Annotated in this window: 12 protein-coding genes; 6 read left to right on the top strand and 6 right to left on the bottom strand. The window is 65.1% G+C overall.

From position 1 onward, the window contains the following. Positions 1-9 precede the first annotated feature (9 nt). Together QMG83_RS09580 and QMG83_RS09575 are read right to left on the bottom strand one after the other, a co-directional pair. The gene (locus tag QMG83_RS09580; RefSeq protein WP_283505552.1) at positions 10-2,322 is read right to left on the bottom strand and encodes an SDR family oxidoreductase; all 2,313 of its coding nucleotides are present in this window, start codon (positions 2,320-2,322) and stop codon (positions 10-12) included. Between the two features lie 143 nt (positions 2,323-2,465). Further along, positions 2,466-3,284 carry a hypothetical protein gene (locus QMG83_RS09575; protein ID WP_283505138.1) on the bottom strand — a complete coding sequence of 273 codons (819 nt, stop codon included), beginning with the start codon at positions 3,282-3,284 and terminating at the stop codon, positions 2,466-2,468. A gap of 83 nt (positions 3,285-3,367) precedes the next feature. Here QMG83_RS09575 and QMG83_RS09570 point away from each other — a divergent pair, with 83 nt between their 5' ends. The 3 genes from QMG83_RS09570 to QMG83_RS09560 are packed head-to-tail and all read left to right on the top strand — an operon-like array spanning position 3,368 to position 6,569. Then, positions 3,368-4,192 (top strand): SDR family NAD(P)-dependent oxidoreductase, encoded by an 825-nt coding sequence (locus tag QMG83_RS09570; protein WP_283505137.1) that lies wholly within the window; start codon positions 3,368-3,370, stop codon positions 4,190-4,192. Between the two features lie 8 nt (positions 4,193-4,200). Next, positions 4,201-4,884, top strand: a complete 684-nt coding sequence (locus QMG83_RS09565) for a lysophospholipid acyltransferase family protein (protein WP_283505136.1) — start codon at positions 4,201-4,203, stop codon at positions 4,882-4,884. Further along, complete coding sequence (locus QMG83_RS09560; RefSeq protein WP_283505135.1) at positions 4,881-6,569, top strand: FAD-binding oxidoreductase; 1,689 nt, start codon at positions 4,881-4,883, stop codon at positions 6,567-6,569. Before QMG83_RS09565 ends, QMG83_RS09560 begins: the two co-directional genes overlap by 4 nt. Positions 6,570-6,624: 55 nt before the next feature. Here the strand turns inward: QMG83_RS09560 and QMG83_RS09555 are convergent, their stop codons facing one another. Beyond that, positions 6,625-7,194, bottom strand: a complete 570-nt coding sequence (locus QMG83_RS09555; protein ID WP_283505134.1) for a TetR/AcrR family transcriptional regulator — start codon at positions 7,192-7,194, stop codon at positions 6,625-6,627. Between the two features lie 141 nt (positions 7,195-7,335). Here QMG83_RS09555 and QMG83_RS09550 point away from each other — a divergent pair, with 141 nt between their 5' ends. Further along, the gene (locus QMG83_RS09550) at positions 7,336-8,112 is read left to right on the top strand and encodes a DUF1353 domain-containing protein (protein ID WP_283505133.1); all 777 of its coding nucleotides are present in this window, start codon (positions 7,336-7,338) and stop codon (positions 8,110-8,112) included. Here QMG83_RS09550 and QMG83_RS09545 read toward each other — a convergent pair. Together QMG83_RS09545 and QMG83_RS09540 are read right to left on the bottom strand one after the other, a co-directional pair. Beyond that, the gene (locus QMG83_RS09545) at positions 8,109-8,309 is read right to left on the bottom strand and encodes a putative acetyltransferase (protein WP_283505132.1); all 201 of its coding nucleotides are present in this window, start codon (positions 8,307-8,309) and stop codon (positions 8,109-8,111) included. The two genes, QMG83_RS09550 and QMG83_RS09545, sit on opposite strands and share 4 nt — an antisense overlap. Then, positions 8,303-9,838 carry an SDR family NAD(P)-dependent oxidoreductase gene (locus QMG83_RS09540; protein ID WP_502949021.1) on the bottom strand — a complete coding sequence of 512 codons (1,536 nt, stop codon included), beginning with the start codon at positions 9,836-9,838 and terminating at the stop codon, positions 8,303-8,305. Before QMG83_RS09540 ends, QMG83_RS09545 begins: the two co-directional genes overlap by 7 nt. Here QMG83_RS09540 and QMG83_RS09535 point away from each other — a divergent pair. Further along, on the top strand, positions 9,837-10,769 hold the full coding sequence (locus QMG83_RS09535; protein ID WP_283505130.1) for a nucleoside hydrolase: 933 nt from the start codon (positions 9,837-9,839) through the stop codon (positions 10,767-10,769). The two genes, QMG83_RS09540 and QMG83_RS09535, sit on opposite strands and share 2 nt — an antisense overlap. Positions 10,770-11,069: 300 nt before the next feature. Further along, positions 11,070-13,613 (top strand): DEAD/DEAH box helicase, encoded by a 2,544-nt coding sequence (locus QMG83_RS09530; RefSeq protein WP_283505129.1) that lies wholly within the window; start codon positions 11,070-11,072, stop codon positions 13,611-13,613. Here QMG83_RS09530 and QMG83_RS09525 read toward each other — a convergent pair. After that, entirely contained in the window at positions 13,610-14,842 is a 1,233-nt protein-coding gene (locus tag QMG83_RS09525) for an FAD-binding protein (protein ID WP_283505128.1), read from the bottom strand. The genes QMG83_RS09530 and QMG83_RS09525 overlap by 4 nt on opposite strands. Between the last annotated feature and the right edge of the window lie 14 nt (positions 14,843-14,856).

Below are 14,856 nucleotides of genomic sequence, written 5' to 3'. Positions count from 1 at the left end.
CGGGCTGGCCTAGGAGGCCGACCCGACTCCTTCCGTGCTGTTCTGTGCGTGGGATGCAGCCGCTTCGGGTGCTGCTGTGTTGTTCGTAGGCATAGGCAGGATCGGCTTGGATGTCGCGGGACCACGTTTCCAGTCGAGCACGTTCCAGTGCTTCTCCATCGCGTGCCGATACAGGCTGATGTCGGGATTCACGACGCTCGGGTTGCCCAGAAGCTGCAGCCACACGAGGTCGGCGTGACTGTCGCCGTAGCCGTAGGAGTGCTCGAGGTCGAAGCCGTTCTTCGCGGCGTAGTGACGCAACCATGCGGCGCGGGCCTCGTCGACGAGGGGCGGGTCGGCGAGGAATCCGGTGAGCACTCCGTCGCGCTCATGCATGCTTCCGGCGACGACCTCGTCGAAGTACGGCAGGAATGGCTCGACCATGAGGTCGATGGTGCCCGTGACGAGGACCGTGCGGTGTCCGGCGTCGCGGTGTGCCTGCACCCGCTTGAGGGCATCCGGCAAGGCTCGCCTCAACATCGCGCGACCGAAGCTTCCGCTGACCAGGCCCTGAATCTCGCTGACCTTGAAGCCCTTGTAGCGACGCATGAAGGTGCGGATGAATTCACCGCGGTCGCGGCGCTCAGCCTTGAGGTACTTCGGCAGGGAGAACGCGAAGTTGGCGAGGTCGTGGGCGACCCGCTTGCGCGGCACGCTTCCCGACCACAGCTGGAGGTACTGCTTGACCAGGTTCGACTCCAGGACTGTGCCTTCGAGGTCGAAGATGGCCACAACGTCGGTGCGGTGCGGCAGGGCGCGCGTGGCGCGCTCCTTAGCCGCCGGACGCTTGCCGAACGCGCGGGTGAGCGTCGTGACGGCCGGGAAGTGCACCTTCTGGAAGTAGTCCTCCCAGTCGATCTCGGTGACGTCGAATCCCTCGGTCTTCTGAACCTCTTCCGGGAGGGAGAGGAACAGTGCGCGGGTATTGGTGTCGTCGAAGATGATCTCGGTCTGCACATACGCGCGGTACAGCTCCGTGAACGCGCGAAGCTTCTGCAGGCCGTGCTTGCCCTTGGTGACGGTATCGAGCCACGTGCGGGTGCGGGGAGTGGTGGGCAGATGTTCGATGAGCCGCTCGGCCGACGCTGCCTGCTTCTCTTTGCGAGCGAGGGCGTTCTCGACGCGAACACCGCCGGGGAATCTCCACAGCGGAACGGTGATGTGGCCCGTGCCGTCCGGTAGCGGGTTGTCGGTGAAGTATCGGTTCACGTTCTCGTACATGCGGTGGAACGGAAGCGGATTACTCGCACCTGAGCTCACGTGGTAATACTTCGGCTCGTTCGGCTTGGCGTCGCGCGCGGCCACGGCCAGTGCGGCATTGACGACGAAGTCGACCGGGATGACGTCGAGAATCGAGTCGGGCAGGCCGGGGAAGTCGGGCAGCTGGCCGCGACCGTAGGCGATGATCAGGGGGTCGGCGACCTTGTAGCCGTCGATCCAGCCCGGGAACGGGTGGTGCAGTGAGCTCTCGATGATCGACGGGCGAACGATCGACAGGCGGTGGCCGGACTGGGCCCACAGCTCCTCGGCGGCGCGCTCGGCGAAGGCCTTCGTGAGGGTGTAAACGTCTGTCCAGCCGAGGCTTTCGGCGCGAGTGCGGCCGTAATCGACGAGACGTTCGCGAACCCACGCTGTGCGGGCGGCTTCGGCGAACCCTGCGACGGCCTGGGGGCCGGTCTTGCCGTGGCGGGCTTTGGCGGCGTTGAGCTGGGCACGCAGGGCTTCGGGCTGGCGAGACTCCAGTTCGACGCGGATTCGGGCGGACTTCGCTGCCTCGTACTCGGCGCGCCAGTCGACGTTGTGCGTGAGGGATGCCTCGGGGGCGATGCCCTTGCGAATTCCGCCGACGTAGGCCGTCGAGATGTGCACAACGTGTGGGGTGCTCTTGCTCGCGAGCAAAGCGCCATACACACCGTGCGCGCCACCGACGTTGGTGTCGAAGGCTTCGTCGATCGGCGGGTCGAATGACACCGTCGATGCGCTGTGGATGACGACGTCGATGTCATCCGGAAGGGTTCCCACAGCGCCGAGGCTGCCCTCGTGCGCTGTCACACGGCTGGCGAACTGGCGATGTGCCTCTTCCTCGCCGACGGATTCGATCCAGTTTTTGAACACAGGCTTGCGCAGCAGGCCCGCGAGGCGTGCCTGCCCGGACAGGCTGCCTTTTCCTCGCACCAGCACGGTCATGCGAGTGTCAGGATGCGACGACAACAGTCGTTCGAGCAATGCCTGGCCCACGAAGCCAGTGCCACCGGTGATGAAGACGTGCTCATTGGTGAGCACTCCCGCAGGCGCCGTTGTCGCGGGGGTCGCGCGCGGCTTGCGGGCAGCAGGAACCTTGGCCGCTGCCGAGGACTTGGGTGTCTTGACCGCAGGCTTCTTTGCCGCAGGCGTGGATGAACGTGCGGTCGTCTTGGGTGTGTCAGTCACAGCCTGGCGGCCTTTCCGATTAGTGATAGCCCGGACTGGCCGGGGAGGGAGTCAATACGAGAGTCGATCTCGCTGACGAGTTCTCGAGCGGATCCGAAGAGCCGCTGGAAAAAGAATTCGGTTTCGTGCGGCGGTTCCGCCATCGCGCCGATCGGCCACGGGGTCTTTGTCAGCCGACGCTTCGTGATTTTTCGAGCCTGAGCCGATTCGGTCAGGCGGTACCGTGACTGCGGCTCGAAGAAGGCCAGCTGGCGCTCCTTCAACTCAAGGAACCGCTCGATCGTCTTCGTCAGTTGTGGGTGTGGCTCGAGGGCGATGAGTCGTCGATACGCTGCCTGGCTCAACCAGGTGTCGATCGTGCCGAGCGTCATGTGCACGGCGATCATGGGAAGCCCGACGATGTTGGCGTAGATCGCTTCGCGGATGGTGCGTTCCGGAGGGGTGATGAATGGCGCGCGGTCGACGTCGGTTCCCTCTGGCTGGTGTGCGAGACCGATCTGCTCGAACGCGTCAGCAATCCAGTATTTTTCGAACGCCCAGGTGGTGAGGAATGCGGTGATGCGAGCGTCTTTGTGAGTGGCAGTGACGAGCACTCCGCGTAGGTGGGTCATCGTGGCACGCTCGATGATCTGCAGATACCTGAGCAGGCGGAGAGTTTCGGCGGTCAGGGGATTGGTCTTGTAGTGATCGAGCCCGAGCTCGTCCCGGTGGCTGGCCGCAGCACTCCGCGCATACTCGCGAACATCAAATTCGGGAGCCGGGAAGTGCATCATGTCGACCTCCCCATCCGCGGGAGCCTCTTTACGTTCCGGCATGCGAACTACCTCCAAAGCGCGGGACCAATCCCGTCAAGTGTACTAGCCAGTCGCTACGGGACCCGTAGCGTAATGTATTGGGCATGGCAACGGCTCTCATCACGGGCGGCACATCCGGCATCGGTGCCGCATTCGCCCGACAACTGGCCGCCAGAGGCTTCGACATCGTCCTTGTTGCCCGCAACGAAGCACGGCTTGCCACCGTCGCGGCTGAGTTACATGCCCGTTCAGGCATCACCGTCGAGACGCTCAGCGCCGACCTCGCCGTGCGCGCCGATGTGGCGCGCGTGGCGGAGCGGTTGCTCGACGAATCGCGACCGATCGACTTCCTCGTCAACAACGCCGGCTTCGGCGTGCACACGAAATTGCTCGACGCTGACACGTCGTCCCATGAATATGCCATGGACGTTATGTGTCGGGCTGTGCTGATTCTCGGTGCAGCGGCGGGACGCTCTATGCGGTCTCGCGGACACGGCAACATCCTCAACGTCGGCAGCGTCGCGGGACTGATCACCATGGGGTCGTATTCCGCCATCAAGGCGTGGGTCAACTCGTACAGTGAGGGCCTGGCCGTTGAACTCCGTGGGACCGGGGTCACCGCGACATCGCTCATGCCCGGATGGGTTGAGACCGAGTTCCACAGCCGTGCCGGCATCCGCACAAGTTCGATTCCCGAAGCAATGTGGATCGACGCCGATCGTCTCGTAGCGGCCGCCCTTCGCGACGTTGATCGTCGCAAGGTGATCTCCATACCGACTGTTCGCTACCGACTGCTCTCCTGGTTTGCCCGACATGCTCCCCGGGCGTCGATTCACTGGGTGTCGTCGAAAATTTCTTCAAGCCGATCTGACGCACCCCATCAGGGTGAGGGCTCCGAACATAACGACATGAAGGCCGAAAACCAGTGAGTTCGTCGATGGATCGCTTCACCTCCTCCGGTGTTGCTGGAGTTCGCTTCGTCGCGCAGCGTGGAATTCTCAAACCGGTGGTCTGGCGACTGGTGCGGGTGACGATCGTGGGCGAGGCGGCCATCAAAGGTCTCGATGCGCCGTACATCGCCATCGCGAATCATTCGAGCCATCTGGATGCGCCGCTGGTCATCGGCGGCCTCCCGAGACGGCTCTCGCGCTACATCGCCGCCGGCGCCGCGGCCGACTACTTCTTCGACGTGCAGTGGCGCAAATGGCTGACCACACTCTTTTTCAATGCCTTCGCGATTGAGCGCAACTCCGAGGGCAAACGATCGGGGTCGTCACGGGCGTTGCTCGAACGCGGCGTGCCCCTGCTGATTTTTCCGGAGGGTGGCCGCTCGAAATACGGCGAGATGGGCTCTTTCAAGCCGGGCGCCGCCGCCCTTGCCATCGCGACCAAGGTGCCGTGCCTGCCGATAGCGCTCGTCGGCGCGAGCGCGGCAATGCCGCGTGGGGTCAACTGGCCCCTTCGCGGTCGGCATCCTGTAACCATTGTGTTTGGCGCTCCGATGCTGCCCGAACCGGGAGAGACTGCCGAGCAGTTCTCCCTGCGACTCTCAGGCGAGGTTCGTCGCCTGCATGAAACTGTGCAACCGATGCCGGTGCGCTCTCAGAAGGGAAATAGATGAACGAGGCTGCAGACCGAAGCTCAGTGCGCCACATGAAGTGGTGGGGTTGGGGAGTCGACGGTGTGGGGTTCCACCACGAAGACAAGCCAGGGTTCGCACCGTTCGTCAAGTTCGCCGTCGGGCTTGATCTCGATACGGCCGAGCGTGCCAGTGAGCCATCGTTCGAGGATCTGAATGTTCCAGCGAGCAATGCCACGGCCGAGTTCACCGAGGCGCTGACCGCGATTGTGGGATCCGACAACGTCACCACCGACGACATGGCCCGCGTCGTGCACACCTACGGCAAGAGCATCCGAGACCTGATCCGGGTTCGCGGCAACGCCATCCTCCGCAGCCCCGACGTCGTGATCTACCCGGCTGACGAGGCCGAAATCCAGGCGGTGGTGGATGCCGCGGTCGCAGCTAACGCGGTGATCATCCCGTTCGGCGGCGGCAGCAACATCGCCGGCACCCTTGAGCCGATTCCCGGCGAGACCCGCACGATCGTGTCGCTCGACCTCGGGCGTCTGCGCAGGGTCATCGACATCGACACCGATTCCGGACTCGCGCGCATCCAGGCCGGATCGCAGGGCCCCGACCTCGAAGAACAGTTGAACCAGCAGGGGTGGACCATCGGTCACTTCCCCGACAGCTTCACGCACTCGACGGTCGGCGGCTGGGTCGCGACCCGGTCATCCGGAATGCAGTCAGACAAGTACGGCGACATCGCCGACATCGCCCGCGGAATGCGCGTGGTGCGCCCCGGTGGCGTGCTCGTGCTGCGCCCGCTCCCGTCGACGTCGAGCGGTCCCAGCGTGCGCGAGATGATCCTCGGAAGCGAGGGCAGGCTCGGTGTGATCACCGAGGTGACCGTGCAGGTTCACCGCATCCCGGCCAAACGTGACGTCTACGCCTACTTCTTCCCCAACTGGAAGACGGGCATCGCCACCATGCAGGCGATCAGCGAGTCGGATGCCGCGCCCTCGATCACGAGAATCTCTGATTCGCGCGAAACCTCGTTCTCTCTGGCCACCTCGAAAGACCGCAAGGGCGTCTCGAAGTTCATGGCGGAGTCAGCGTTGCCAGGCATCATGAAGGCCAAGGGCTGGAACCTCGACGACATCTGCCTGTCTTTCATCGGTTTCGAGGGCAGCGTCTCACATGCCAAGCACCAGAAGTCGCTCGTCGACGACATCGTCAAGAAGCACGGCGGAATGGGCGTTGGCACCGGCCCCGGCATCCTGTACGACCAGAAGAAGTTCGACACCCCGTACCTGCGCGACTTCCTGCTCGACATGGGAGCTGCTGGCGATGTTTCCGAGACGGCTGCACCGTGGTCGAAGCTCGTGGGTGTGCACGAAGCGGTCTACGCGGCTGCCCACGGTGCCTACAAGCAGCTCGGCAACGATGGCTGGATCATGAGCCACATGTCGCACTCGTATCACTCGGGAGCGTGCCTGTACTTCACGTTCGCGTTCACCTTCGGCGACGATCCGATCGCGGAATACAACCTCGTCAAGAACGCCATTCAGCAGGCCTTCGTCGACAATCACGCCACGATCTCGCACCACCACGGTGTGGGGCTGGAGCACTCACCCTGGATCACCGAGGACATCTCTGCTGAGGGCGTGAAGATCATGGCGGGCCTGTTCGACAGCGCCGACCCCAACAAGAACTTCAACCCGGGCAAGATCATCCCGAGCTGACCATCAACGGCCGGTCTGCCTGCGAGCGCGCCGGCCGTTGGCTCTTGCCTCTCCTTCACACCGCGAAAGCGGGCCAGAGCAGGACAAGAACTGAGTCGACCCACGCTTCGTCGGTCGTGCGGCCCCGGATGAGTTCTGCGACGACGACGCCGAGCAGGATGCTCATGGCCAGTTCGATGTCGACCTCGCGGTTGATTTCGCCGGCGATGGCCCGTTCGCGGAGGTCATCCCGTAGCGCCGCGGTCGAGCCGCGGATCATCCCCAGCAGCAACTGGGTGAAGTGGGGATCTTCGTTCATGATGACGGCCGCGACCGTGCCCCTGCCAACGACATTCTCGATGGTGTCGCTGGCATGCCGAAGAACCCAGCGCAGCGAATCTTTGGCGGTGAGTCCGGGAGGAAACACGACAGCCGTTGCGGCTGTGTTGATAGCGGCGGTGAGGAGGGATTCCCGGTTCTCAAAGCGTCGGTAGATAGTCGTCTTCGCCACACCGGACGCCGCCGCGACCGACTCGATGCTCACCGCCAGCGGACCACGCTTGCGAAGAATGTCGAGCGCCGCGTCAAAAATGCGGCCGTCGACCTCTGGATGCCGCGGCGCACGAACCGGTGAGGTTCCGGTCATACGCCATCACCTCAGATCGTCTCGTGGCCAACACCCCCATGATAGGGCGGCAGGCCCGAATGGCCGGGTGCGCCCGGACAACCACAGCGGTACCCTGCGAGGTACGTGCGACTGCAGAGATACCAGCGATGAGGGAGCGACATGCCATTTATCGATAGTGCGGGAGGGCTGCTCAGAACCGTCGAACTGGGCCAGGTTCCGCTGTACGCACCAACGTTCCAGCTTCGCGAACGCATCGGTTATTACGAGGCTGGCATCTCGCCGGAGGTGGTCACGTGGGCGGAGGCGCACGTTCCCGACCTGCAGCCGGAACCGGGTAATCGCACGGACCTCGCGTCGGTCCCCGTCATTTTCTGGAGCCTCATCGCGTCGTATGGCAGGCAGACCGCGCCCGCGATTGTGCACGACAGCGAGTGCTGGAGGATTCGGCAGCTCGACGTTCCCGAGGTGGAGGCTCTTGCCGAGCGGGAACGCGTGGATCGGTTGTTCCGCCTCGGACTTCGTGAACTCGGGGTGGCGCCGTTCCGTGCCTGGCTGATGTGGACCTTCGTCTCGTTCGAGCGCTACCAGAAGCACTCGATCGCCCGGCTCATCGGCATGTTGGCGCTCGGGATCCTCGGCATCGCTCTCGTGGTCGTCGGCACGGTCCTCGCGCTCACCGGCACGCCCGCGGCAGCCGCGTTGATCGCACTGCCGTTGGCGACGAGCGCCGTCACGGGCCGGCATTGGGCGCTACTGGTGTGGGCGAGCTACGCGGGAGCCCTCATGCTCCCGGTTGCCGTGTTGCAGCTTGCGGCGTACCTGCCCTATTTCGCGATCGAAAACCTCGTCTGGGCGATCATCGACCTGCCCAAGCACAAGGGCTCGCCCGTCGTCGGACCGACCGACGTGAAGAACATCCAGAGAGTCGCCAGCTAGCGCGGTGTGGGCGCCGGCGGTACCTCTTTCGCGGCGATGATCGAGCTCACGTCAATGCGCTCGAGCCCACGCTTGCCGTCGACGACGAGTGTTGTCTCATCGGCGCTGACGAGCATCCCGAGCGCATCGGTTGCCTGCCCGGTGGGTAGCCGGTAGCGCACGACAACCCGCATGCCGGGGGTCGGAATCGCTACCACGATCCGGGTGCGTAGTCTTTGAGGAAGATGCCGAACAGGTCGTCGCCGGCCTCGCCGCGCACGATCGGGTCGTAGACGCGGGCCGCTCCGTCGACGAGGTCGAGCGGGGCGTGAAAACCCTCCTCGGCCAGTCGCACCTTCGTCGGGTGGGGACGTTCGTCCGTGATCCAACCGGTGTCGACACTCGTCATGAGAATCCGGTCGCTCTCGAACATCTCGCGCGCGCTGGTGCGGGTGAGCATGTTCACGGCTGCCTTGGCCATGTTGGTGTGTGGATGCCCCGGTCCCTTGTACCCGCGCCCAAACACACCCTCCATCGCGCTGACATTCACCACGTACTTGCGGTGAGCTTCGCTTGCGGCCATCGACGGCCTGAGCTTCGAGATCAGGATGAACGGGGCGGTGGTGTTCGCCAGTTGCACCTCAAGCATCTCGAGAGGGTCGACCTCGTTGACATGCTGAGTCCAGGAATTGACCTCGTGCAGGTCCGGAAGCAACCCGCCGGCGTCGATCGCGGTCCCTGCTGCGAGCCGCTCGAGCGAACTCGAGCCTGGGGCCATCGCCTGCTCAGTGAGCTCGTCGGCCCTGGCCGCCGCGGCCGCGAGGATCGGGTGGGCCGACACGGAGCGCGCGAGGGCCTGCGGATGCTGGTCGTTGGTGTGCCCGAAGGTGACCAGCTCGGGAAGCGGTCCGCCCGGCAGCGGCGCCAGCTCGGCATCCACCAGCGGCTGGTACGCGCCGGGGGAGCGGCGCACGGTCTGGGTGGCGTTGTTGATCAGGATGTCGAGGGGGCCGGCGGCCGCGACATCCTCAGCCAGACCGATCACCTGCGCCGGGTCGCGAAGGTCGATGCCGACCACCTTGAGCCGGTGGATCCACTCTGACGAGTCGGGCAGGCTCGTGAACCTGCGCACCGCGTCGCGGGGGAAGCGCGTGGTGATGGTCGTGTGGGCGCCGTCGCGCAGCAGCCGAAGCGCGATGTACATGCCGATTTTCGCGCGGCCGCCGGTGAGCAGCGCCCGCTTGCCGGTGAGGTCGGTGCGAGCATCGCGCTTGGCGTGGCTCATTGCGGCGCAGTCCGGGCAGAGCTGGTGGTAGAACGCGTCAACGACCGTGTACGGCTTCTTGCAGATGTAGCAGGCGCGCGCCTTGATGAGGGTGCCCGCGGTCGGCGCGGTAGTGGCCGTGCTGATCGGGATGCCCCGGGTCTCGTCGTCGATGCGATCCGGCGCACCCGTGGCCGTTGCGGCGATCACGCTGCGGTCGGCGTCGGCGATGACGGCACGCTTCTCGAGTCGACGCTCTTTCTTGACGGCCTTGAACATCTTTGCCGTCGCCCGGCGCACCGTGATGAAGTCGGGATGTTCTTCGTCAACCTCGGCCATCTGCGAGAGCACTTTGAGCACGACGTCGAGGTCGGCGGGGTCGATGCCGCTGGGTTCTGAAGTCTCGAAGGTCACACGAGATTCTACGGCTTCGGTTGACGGCGCCGGGCCGCGGGGTGTGGCGAAGCAGTAGCCTCGAACCATGCCGTACAAGATGCTTATCGACTGTGATCCAGGGCTCGACGATGCGCTCGCGCTGCTGCTGGCCCACGGGGATCCCGACATCGAACTCGTCGGTGTCACCACCGTTGGTGGCAACGTGAAGTTGCAGAACACCACCAGGAACGCTCTCCAGTTGCGCGAATACCTGAAGTTTCCGTCGGTTCCCGTCTCCGCAGGCGCGGCCGAGCCGCTCACGCGCAAGCTCCGCGACGCCGCCCATGTGCACGGGGACAGTGGCCTCGGCCGCGTGACGCTTCCCGACGCGACACTGAAGGTCTCGGGCATCCACGCGGTCGACTTCATCATCGAGACTCTTCGGGCGACCCCGAGCGCGATCCATCTGGTGGCGACCGGGCCCCTCACCAACATCGCGCTCGCCCTGGAGAAGGAGCCGGCGATCGCCCGCTGGGCCGCGTCGTTCACGATCATGGGCGGCTCGTACACGAGGGGCAACGCCACCGCCGCCGCGGAGTTCAACATCTGGGCAGACCCGGAGGCTGCCAGGATCGTGTTCGACGCCGACTGGCGGGTCACCATGATCGGTCTCGACCTCACGCTTCAGGCTCAGGCGAACTCGATTGTGATCGACCGGCTGAAGAAACTCGGCGCCCTCGCCGACGAGTTGATCGTGCCGCTGGCGACGTTCTATTTCAACCCCAATGTGCCCGATTGGGACGGCCAGGCCGTCCACGATGTGTGCGCCGTCGCGTATGTGGCCCGTCCCGACCTGTTCCAGACCCGGCTGGCGAGGGTCGATATCGAGACGACCGGCGAGTTCACGACCGGCATGACCGTCGTCGATTTTGACGCGCCGAGGCCCAACGCGCTGGTCGCCACCGAACTCGACGTCAACGGATTCTGGGCCTACGTCGAGACCGTGTACGCCCGGGTTGCGGCCGAGCACACCGCCTGAGGGCCGCGGGCGCGCGCCGCCACCACGCATCCGTTCATCCCACGAACTGCGCCAGATCGCGGAGGCGGCCTGCCCGCGCCCACGATATGCCGCAGTTCGACGCGGCCGGCGCCGACCGTCGCAGACGCGCGGCGCCCGCCGCGGTGGAGAATCGAGCGCGAACTGCGCCATATCGTCCGGCCGGCCCGCAGGATGCCGCGATATGCCGCAGTTCGAGGAGAGGGGCCACGGGGAGCGGGGCCAGGCAGCCGCGCGCCCTGACGGCGGCTGGCAGCGCCCTGCGCAAGTTACGGTGGAGGCATGGCATCACTCCTCGACCTCGCGCCGAGACCATTCGAACCGGATGCCGCGTACACAGCGTTCGCGGGATGGGCCGAGGGCCGCGGGCTGCCGTTGTATCCCGCGCAGGACGAGGCTCTCATCGAGATCGTCTCCGGCGCCAACATCATCCTGAGCACCCCGACGGGAACCGGAAAGTCGCTCGTCGCCATCGCCGCGCATTTCACGGCGCTCGCGCAGGGCAAACGCACGTTCTACACGGCCCCGATCAAGGCGCTGGTGAGCGAGAAGTTCTTCGCGCTCGTCGACATCTTCGGCGCAGAGAACGTGGGCATGGTCACGGGGGATTCCAGCGTTAACCCGGATGCCCCGATCATCTGCTGCACGGCCGAGATCCTCGCGAACATCGCGCTCCGGCAGGGTGCTGACGCCGAGGTCGACCAGGTCGTGATGGACGAGTTCCATTTCTACGCTGACCCCGACCGCGGCTGGGCGTGGCAGGTGCCGCTGCTGACCCTCCCGCGCGTGCAGTTCATCCTGATGTCTGCGACCCTCGGCGACATGCGGCCGATCGCCGACGACCTCACGAAGCGCACCGGTCGCGAGACCGCCCTGATCACCGGCGTCGACCGACCCGTGCCGCTGCACTACTCCTACGTCATGACTCCCGTGCATGAGACCGTGGAGGAGCTTCTGTCCACCGCGCAGTCGCCCATCTACATCGTGCACTTCTCGCAGGCCTCAGCGCTCGAGCGAGCTCAGGCGATGACGAGCATCAAGGTCATCAGCCGGGAGCAGCGCGACGAGATCGCGGAGGCGATCGGCGGATTCCGCTTCACCACGCGCTTCGGGCAGACCCTGAGCCGCCTCATCCGATCCGGTATCGGGGTGCATCACGCCGGCATGCTGCCCAAATATCGCCGCCTGGTCGAGCAACTCGCCCAGCGCGGCCTGCTGCGCGTGATCTGCGGAACCGACACCCTCGGGGTGGGCATCAACGTGCCCATTCGCACGGTGCTGTTGACGGCCCTCACCAAATACGACGGCACCCGGATGCGCCAGCTGAGCGCCCGCGAATTCCACCAGATCGCGGGTCGGGCCGGGCGTGCGGGGTACGACACCGCCGGCACCGTCGTCGCCGAAGCCCCGGACCACGAGGCCGAGAACGCGCGTCTGGTCGCGAAGGCGGGGGACGACCCGAAGAAGGTGCGCAAGATCGTGCGCAAGAAGGCGCCAGAAGGCTTCGTCTCGTGGGGGCAGCCGAGTTTCGAGCGGCTCATCGCGGCAGAGCCGGAACTGCTGACCAGCCACATGAAAGTCAGCCACTCGATGATCCTGAATGTGGTCGGCCGCGGGGGCGATGCCTTCGGCAACATGCGCGACCTGATTTTCGGAAGTCACGAGACGTGGAACGGCAAGCTCGCTCTGGCGCGTCAGGCGCTGGCGATCTACCGCACCCTGCGCGCCGCTGGTGTGGTCGAGCAGATCACCGTGCCGGTCATGGCGATGTATGACGGAGAACTCGTCGAAACGCTCGACGAGAATATCGAGATCAGGCTGACCGTCGACCTGCAGCCGAACTTCGCCCTGAACCAGCCGCTCTCACCGTTCGCTCTCGCTGTCTTCGAGCTGCTCGACCCCGAGTCTCCGACCTACCCCCTCGACATGATCTCCATTCTCGAATCGACGCTCGACGACCCGCGACCCGTGCTGCAGCAGCAACAATTCATGGCACGCGGGGAGGCCGTCGCGGCGATGAAAGCCGAGGGCATCGAGTACGACCAGCGCATGGAGCTGCTCGAGCAGGTCACTTGGCCCAAGCCCCTCGAAGAGTTGCTGGATGCCTCCTTCGAGCAGTATTCCGCGACCCAGCCGTGGATCGGAGACTTCGCGCTCAGCCCGAAGTCCGTAGTGCGTGACATGTACGAGCGCGCGATGACCTTCGCCGACTTCACCGGCTTCTACCAGCTCGCCCCTCGCGAGGGTCTCGTGCTGCGTTACCTCTCCGACGCGTATCGCGCGGCCCGCCAGACGATCCCGGATGAGGCCAAGACCGAGGAGCTGCTCGACGTCATCGAGTGGCTGGGCGAGCTCGTGCGGCAGGTCGACTCGAGCCTGCTCGACGAGTGGGAGGCGATGATCAACCCGTCCGCCGACCCCACAGCGCCGGTCGTGCCCCCGGCTCCGCCCAGCGTGCTCGCGAATCCGCGAGCCTTTCGCGTGCTCGTTCGTAACGAGATGTTCCGCCGCGTGCAACTGGCGGCGCTCGAGAACTGGGAGGAACTGGGCGAACTGGATGCGGCATCCGGTTTCGCGGCAGATGCCTGGGCCGACGCGATGGATGCGTACTTCGACGAGCACGACACCCTCGGCTTCGGCGGCAACGCGCGCGGCCCCGCGATGATCATGATCACGGAGGGCGCCCAGCAGTGGACCGTCAGGCAGATCTTCGACGACCCGGCCGGCGATCACGACTGGGGTATCAGCGCGACCATCGACCTGGCGGAGTCTGCCGAGCAGGGCCTCGCCGTGGTGCGAGTGACCTCGATCGGGATGATCGGCTAGAAGACGTTTCGCTCGAGGTAGTCGTTGCGGAATTTGCCGCTCGGGTCGAGCTCGTCGGCCAGCGCCACGAAATCGGGCAGCCTGGGGTACAGCTCCCGGCGAACCGTGTGGAACAGCTTGCCCCAGTGCGGTCGTGCGTCGAACGGCGCGAGAGTGTCTTCGATCAGCGGCAATAGCGCCAGCACCTCCGCGGGCTCGAACTTCCAGGTGAAGTGGATGCCGACGGCGTCGGTCTCGTACGCCCCGCTGAGCCACAGCGAGTCTGCCGCCATCGTGCGCAGTTCGGTGATCTGCAGGTGGGGCGCGATGCGTTCGCCGAGCGCCCGAACGGCGAGGATGGCCGCGACAGCATGCTGGCGCGGCACGATGTACTCGCTCTGAAGCTCTTCGCCGTTGCTGGGCGTGAAGTCCATTCTGAAGTGGGGCAGCCTGTCGATCCAGGGCCCTGCAACTCCACTCTGAGGCGTGGTGCTGCTGGCCGATACGCCGGGGAGAGGGTGCACATCGGTCGCCGCTTTCGCCGCGCCATAAAGCTCCTGTGGCGGCTTGCGGTCGGTGATGCGGGATTTCAGCCACACGTCGCCCACCGCGTCATCCACCCAGTTGGTGAAGATGCTGGCGCTATACGCGCGTGACACGATTCCGTCGTAGTTGTCGATGAGCGAATTCCAGCTGAGACCGGAGAACACATCCTGTCTCACCTCGTAGGTCGGCTCGATGTCGAGGGTGATCCTCGAGACGATCCCGAGCGCGCCGAGCGAGACGACCGCCCCGTCGAACTCGGGGTCGACGGGACCGATGGCGCGTAGTTCACCGGACGCCGTGACGATCTCGAGCGCGGTGACAGCGCGGGCGAGGGTGCCGTTGTTTACGCCTGAGCCGTGGGTGCTGGTGGCGATGGCGCCAGCGACCGAAATGTGGGGGAGCGAGGCGAGATTGCGCAGCGCCCAGCCCGCCTCCTGCAAAACCACACCGAGTTCGCCGTAGCGAAGTCCCGCCGAAAACGACACGGTCTCGGACTCATCATCGATGACGATCGCCGGATCGAGCGCCGCGAGACTGACCAGCTCGGCGGAGTCAGCCAGATCGTTGAAGGAATGCCGGCTGCCCAGTGCGCGAATCTTCGGAGCGGTCGAGACGACATCCTGAAGTTCCTCGATGGTGCGGGGCTCGTGCAGGGTGCTGGCGCGATAGGTGTGGTACTTGGCCCAGTTGGTTCCGATGTTCACTCGTCCATTGTGCC

Origin of the sequence: Salinibacterium sp. G-O1, from assembly GCF_030063305.1 — a bacterium.
In the GTDB taxonomy this organism is placed as follows: Bacteria; Actinomycetota; Actinomycetes; order Actinomycetales; family Microbacteriaceae; genus Rhodoglobus.
The sequence above is the reverse complement of the archived record's forward strand: the minus strand, read 5'-3'. Positions and strand labels throughout refer to the sequence as shown.

Coding starts and splice junctions, on each gene's coding strand:
- QMG83_RS09565 (WP_283505136.1), top strand. CDS start 4,201: ATGGATCGCTTCACCTCCTCCGGTGTTGCTGGAGTTCGCTTCGTCGCG.
- QMG83_RS09570 (WP_283505137.1), top strand. CDS start 3,368: ATGGCAACGGCTCTCATCACGGGCGGCACATCCGGCATCGGTGCCGCA.
- QMG83_RS09575 (WP_283505138.1), bottom strand. CDS start 3,284: ATGCCGGAACGTAAAGAGGCTCCCGCGGATGGGGAGGTCGACATGATG.
- QMG83_RS09540 (WP_502949021.1), bottom strand. CDS start 9,838: ATGGTTCGAGGCTACTGCTTCGCCACACCCCGCGGCCCGGCGCCGTCA.
- QMG83_RS09535 (WP_283505130.1), top strand. CDS start 9,837: ATGCCGTACAAGATGCTTATCGACTGTGATCCAGGGCTCGACGATGCG.
- QMG83_RS09560 (WP_283505135.1), top strand. CDS start 4,881: ATGAACGAGGCTGCAGACCGAAGCTCAGTGCGCCACATGAAGTGGTGG.
- QMG83_RS09555 (WP_283505134.1), bottom strand. CDS start 7,194: ATGACCGGAACCTCACCGGTTCGTGCGCCGCGGCATCCAGAGGTCGAC.
- QMG83_RS09550 (WP_283505133.1), top strand. CDS start 7,336: ATGCCATTTATCGATAGTGCGGGAGGGCTGCTCAGAACCGTCGAACTG.
- QMG83_RS09530 (WP_283505129.1), top strand. CDS start 11,070: ATGGCATCACTCCTCGACCTCGCGCCGAGACCATTCGAACCGGATGCC.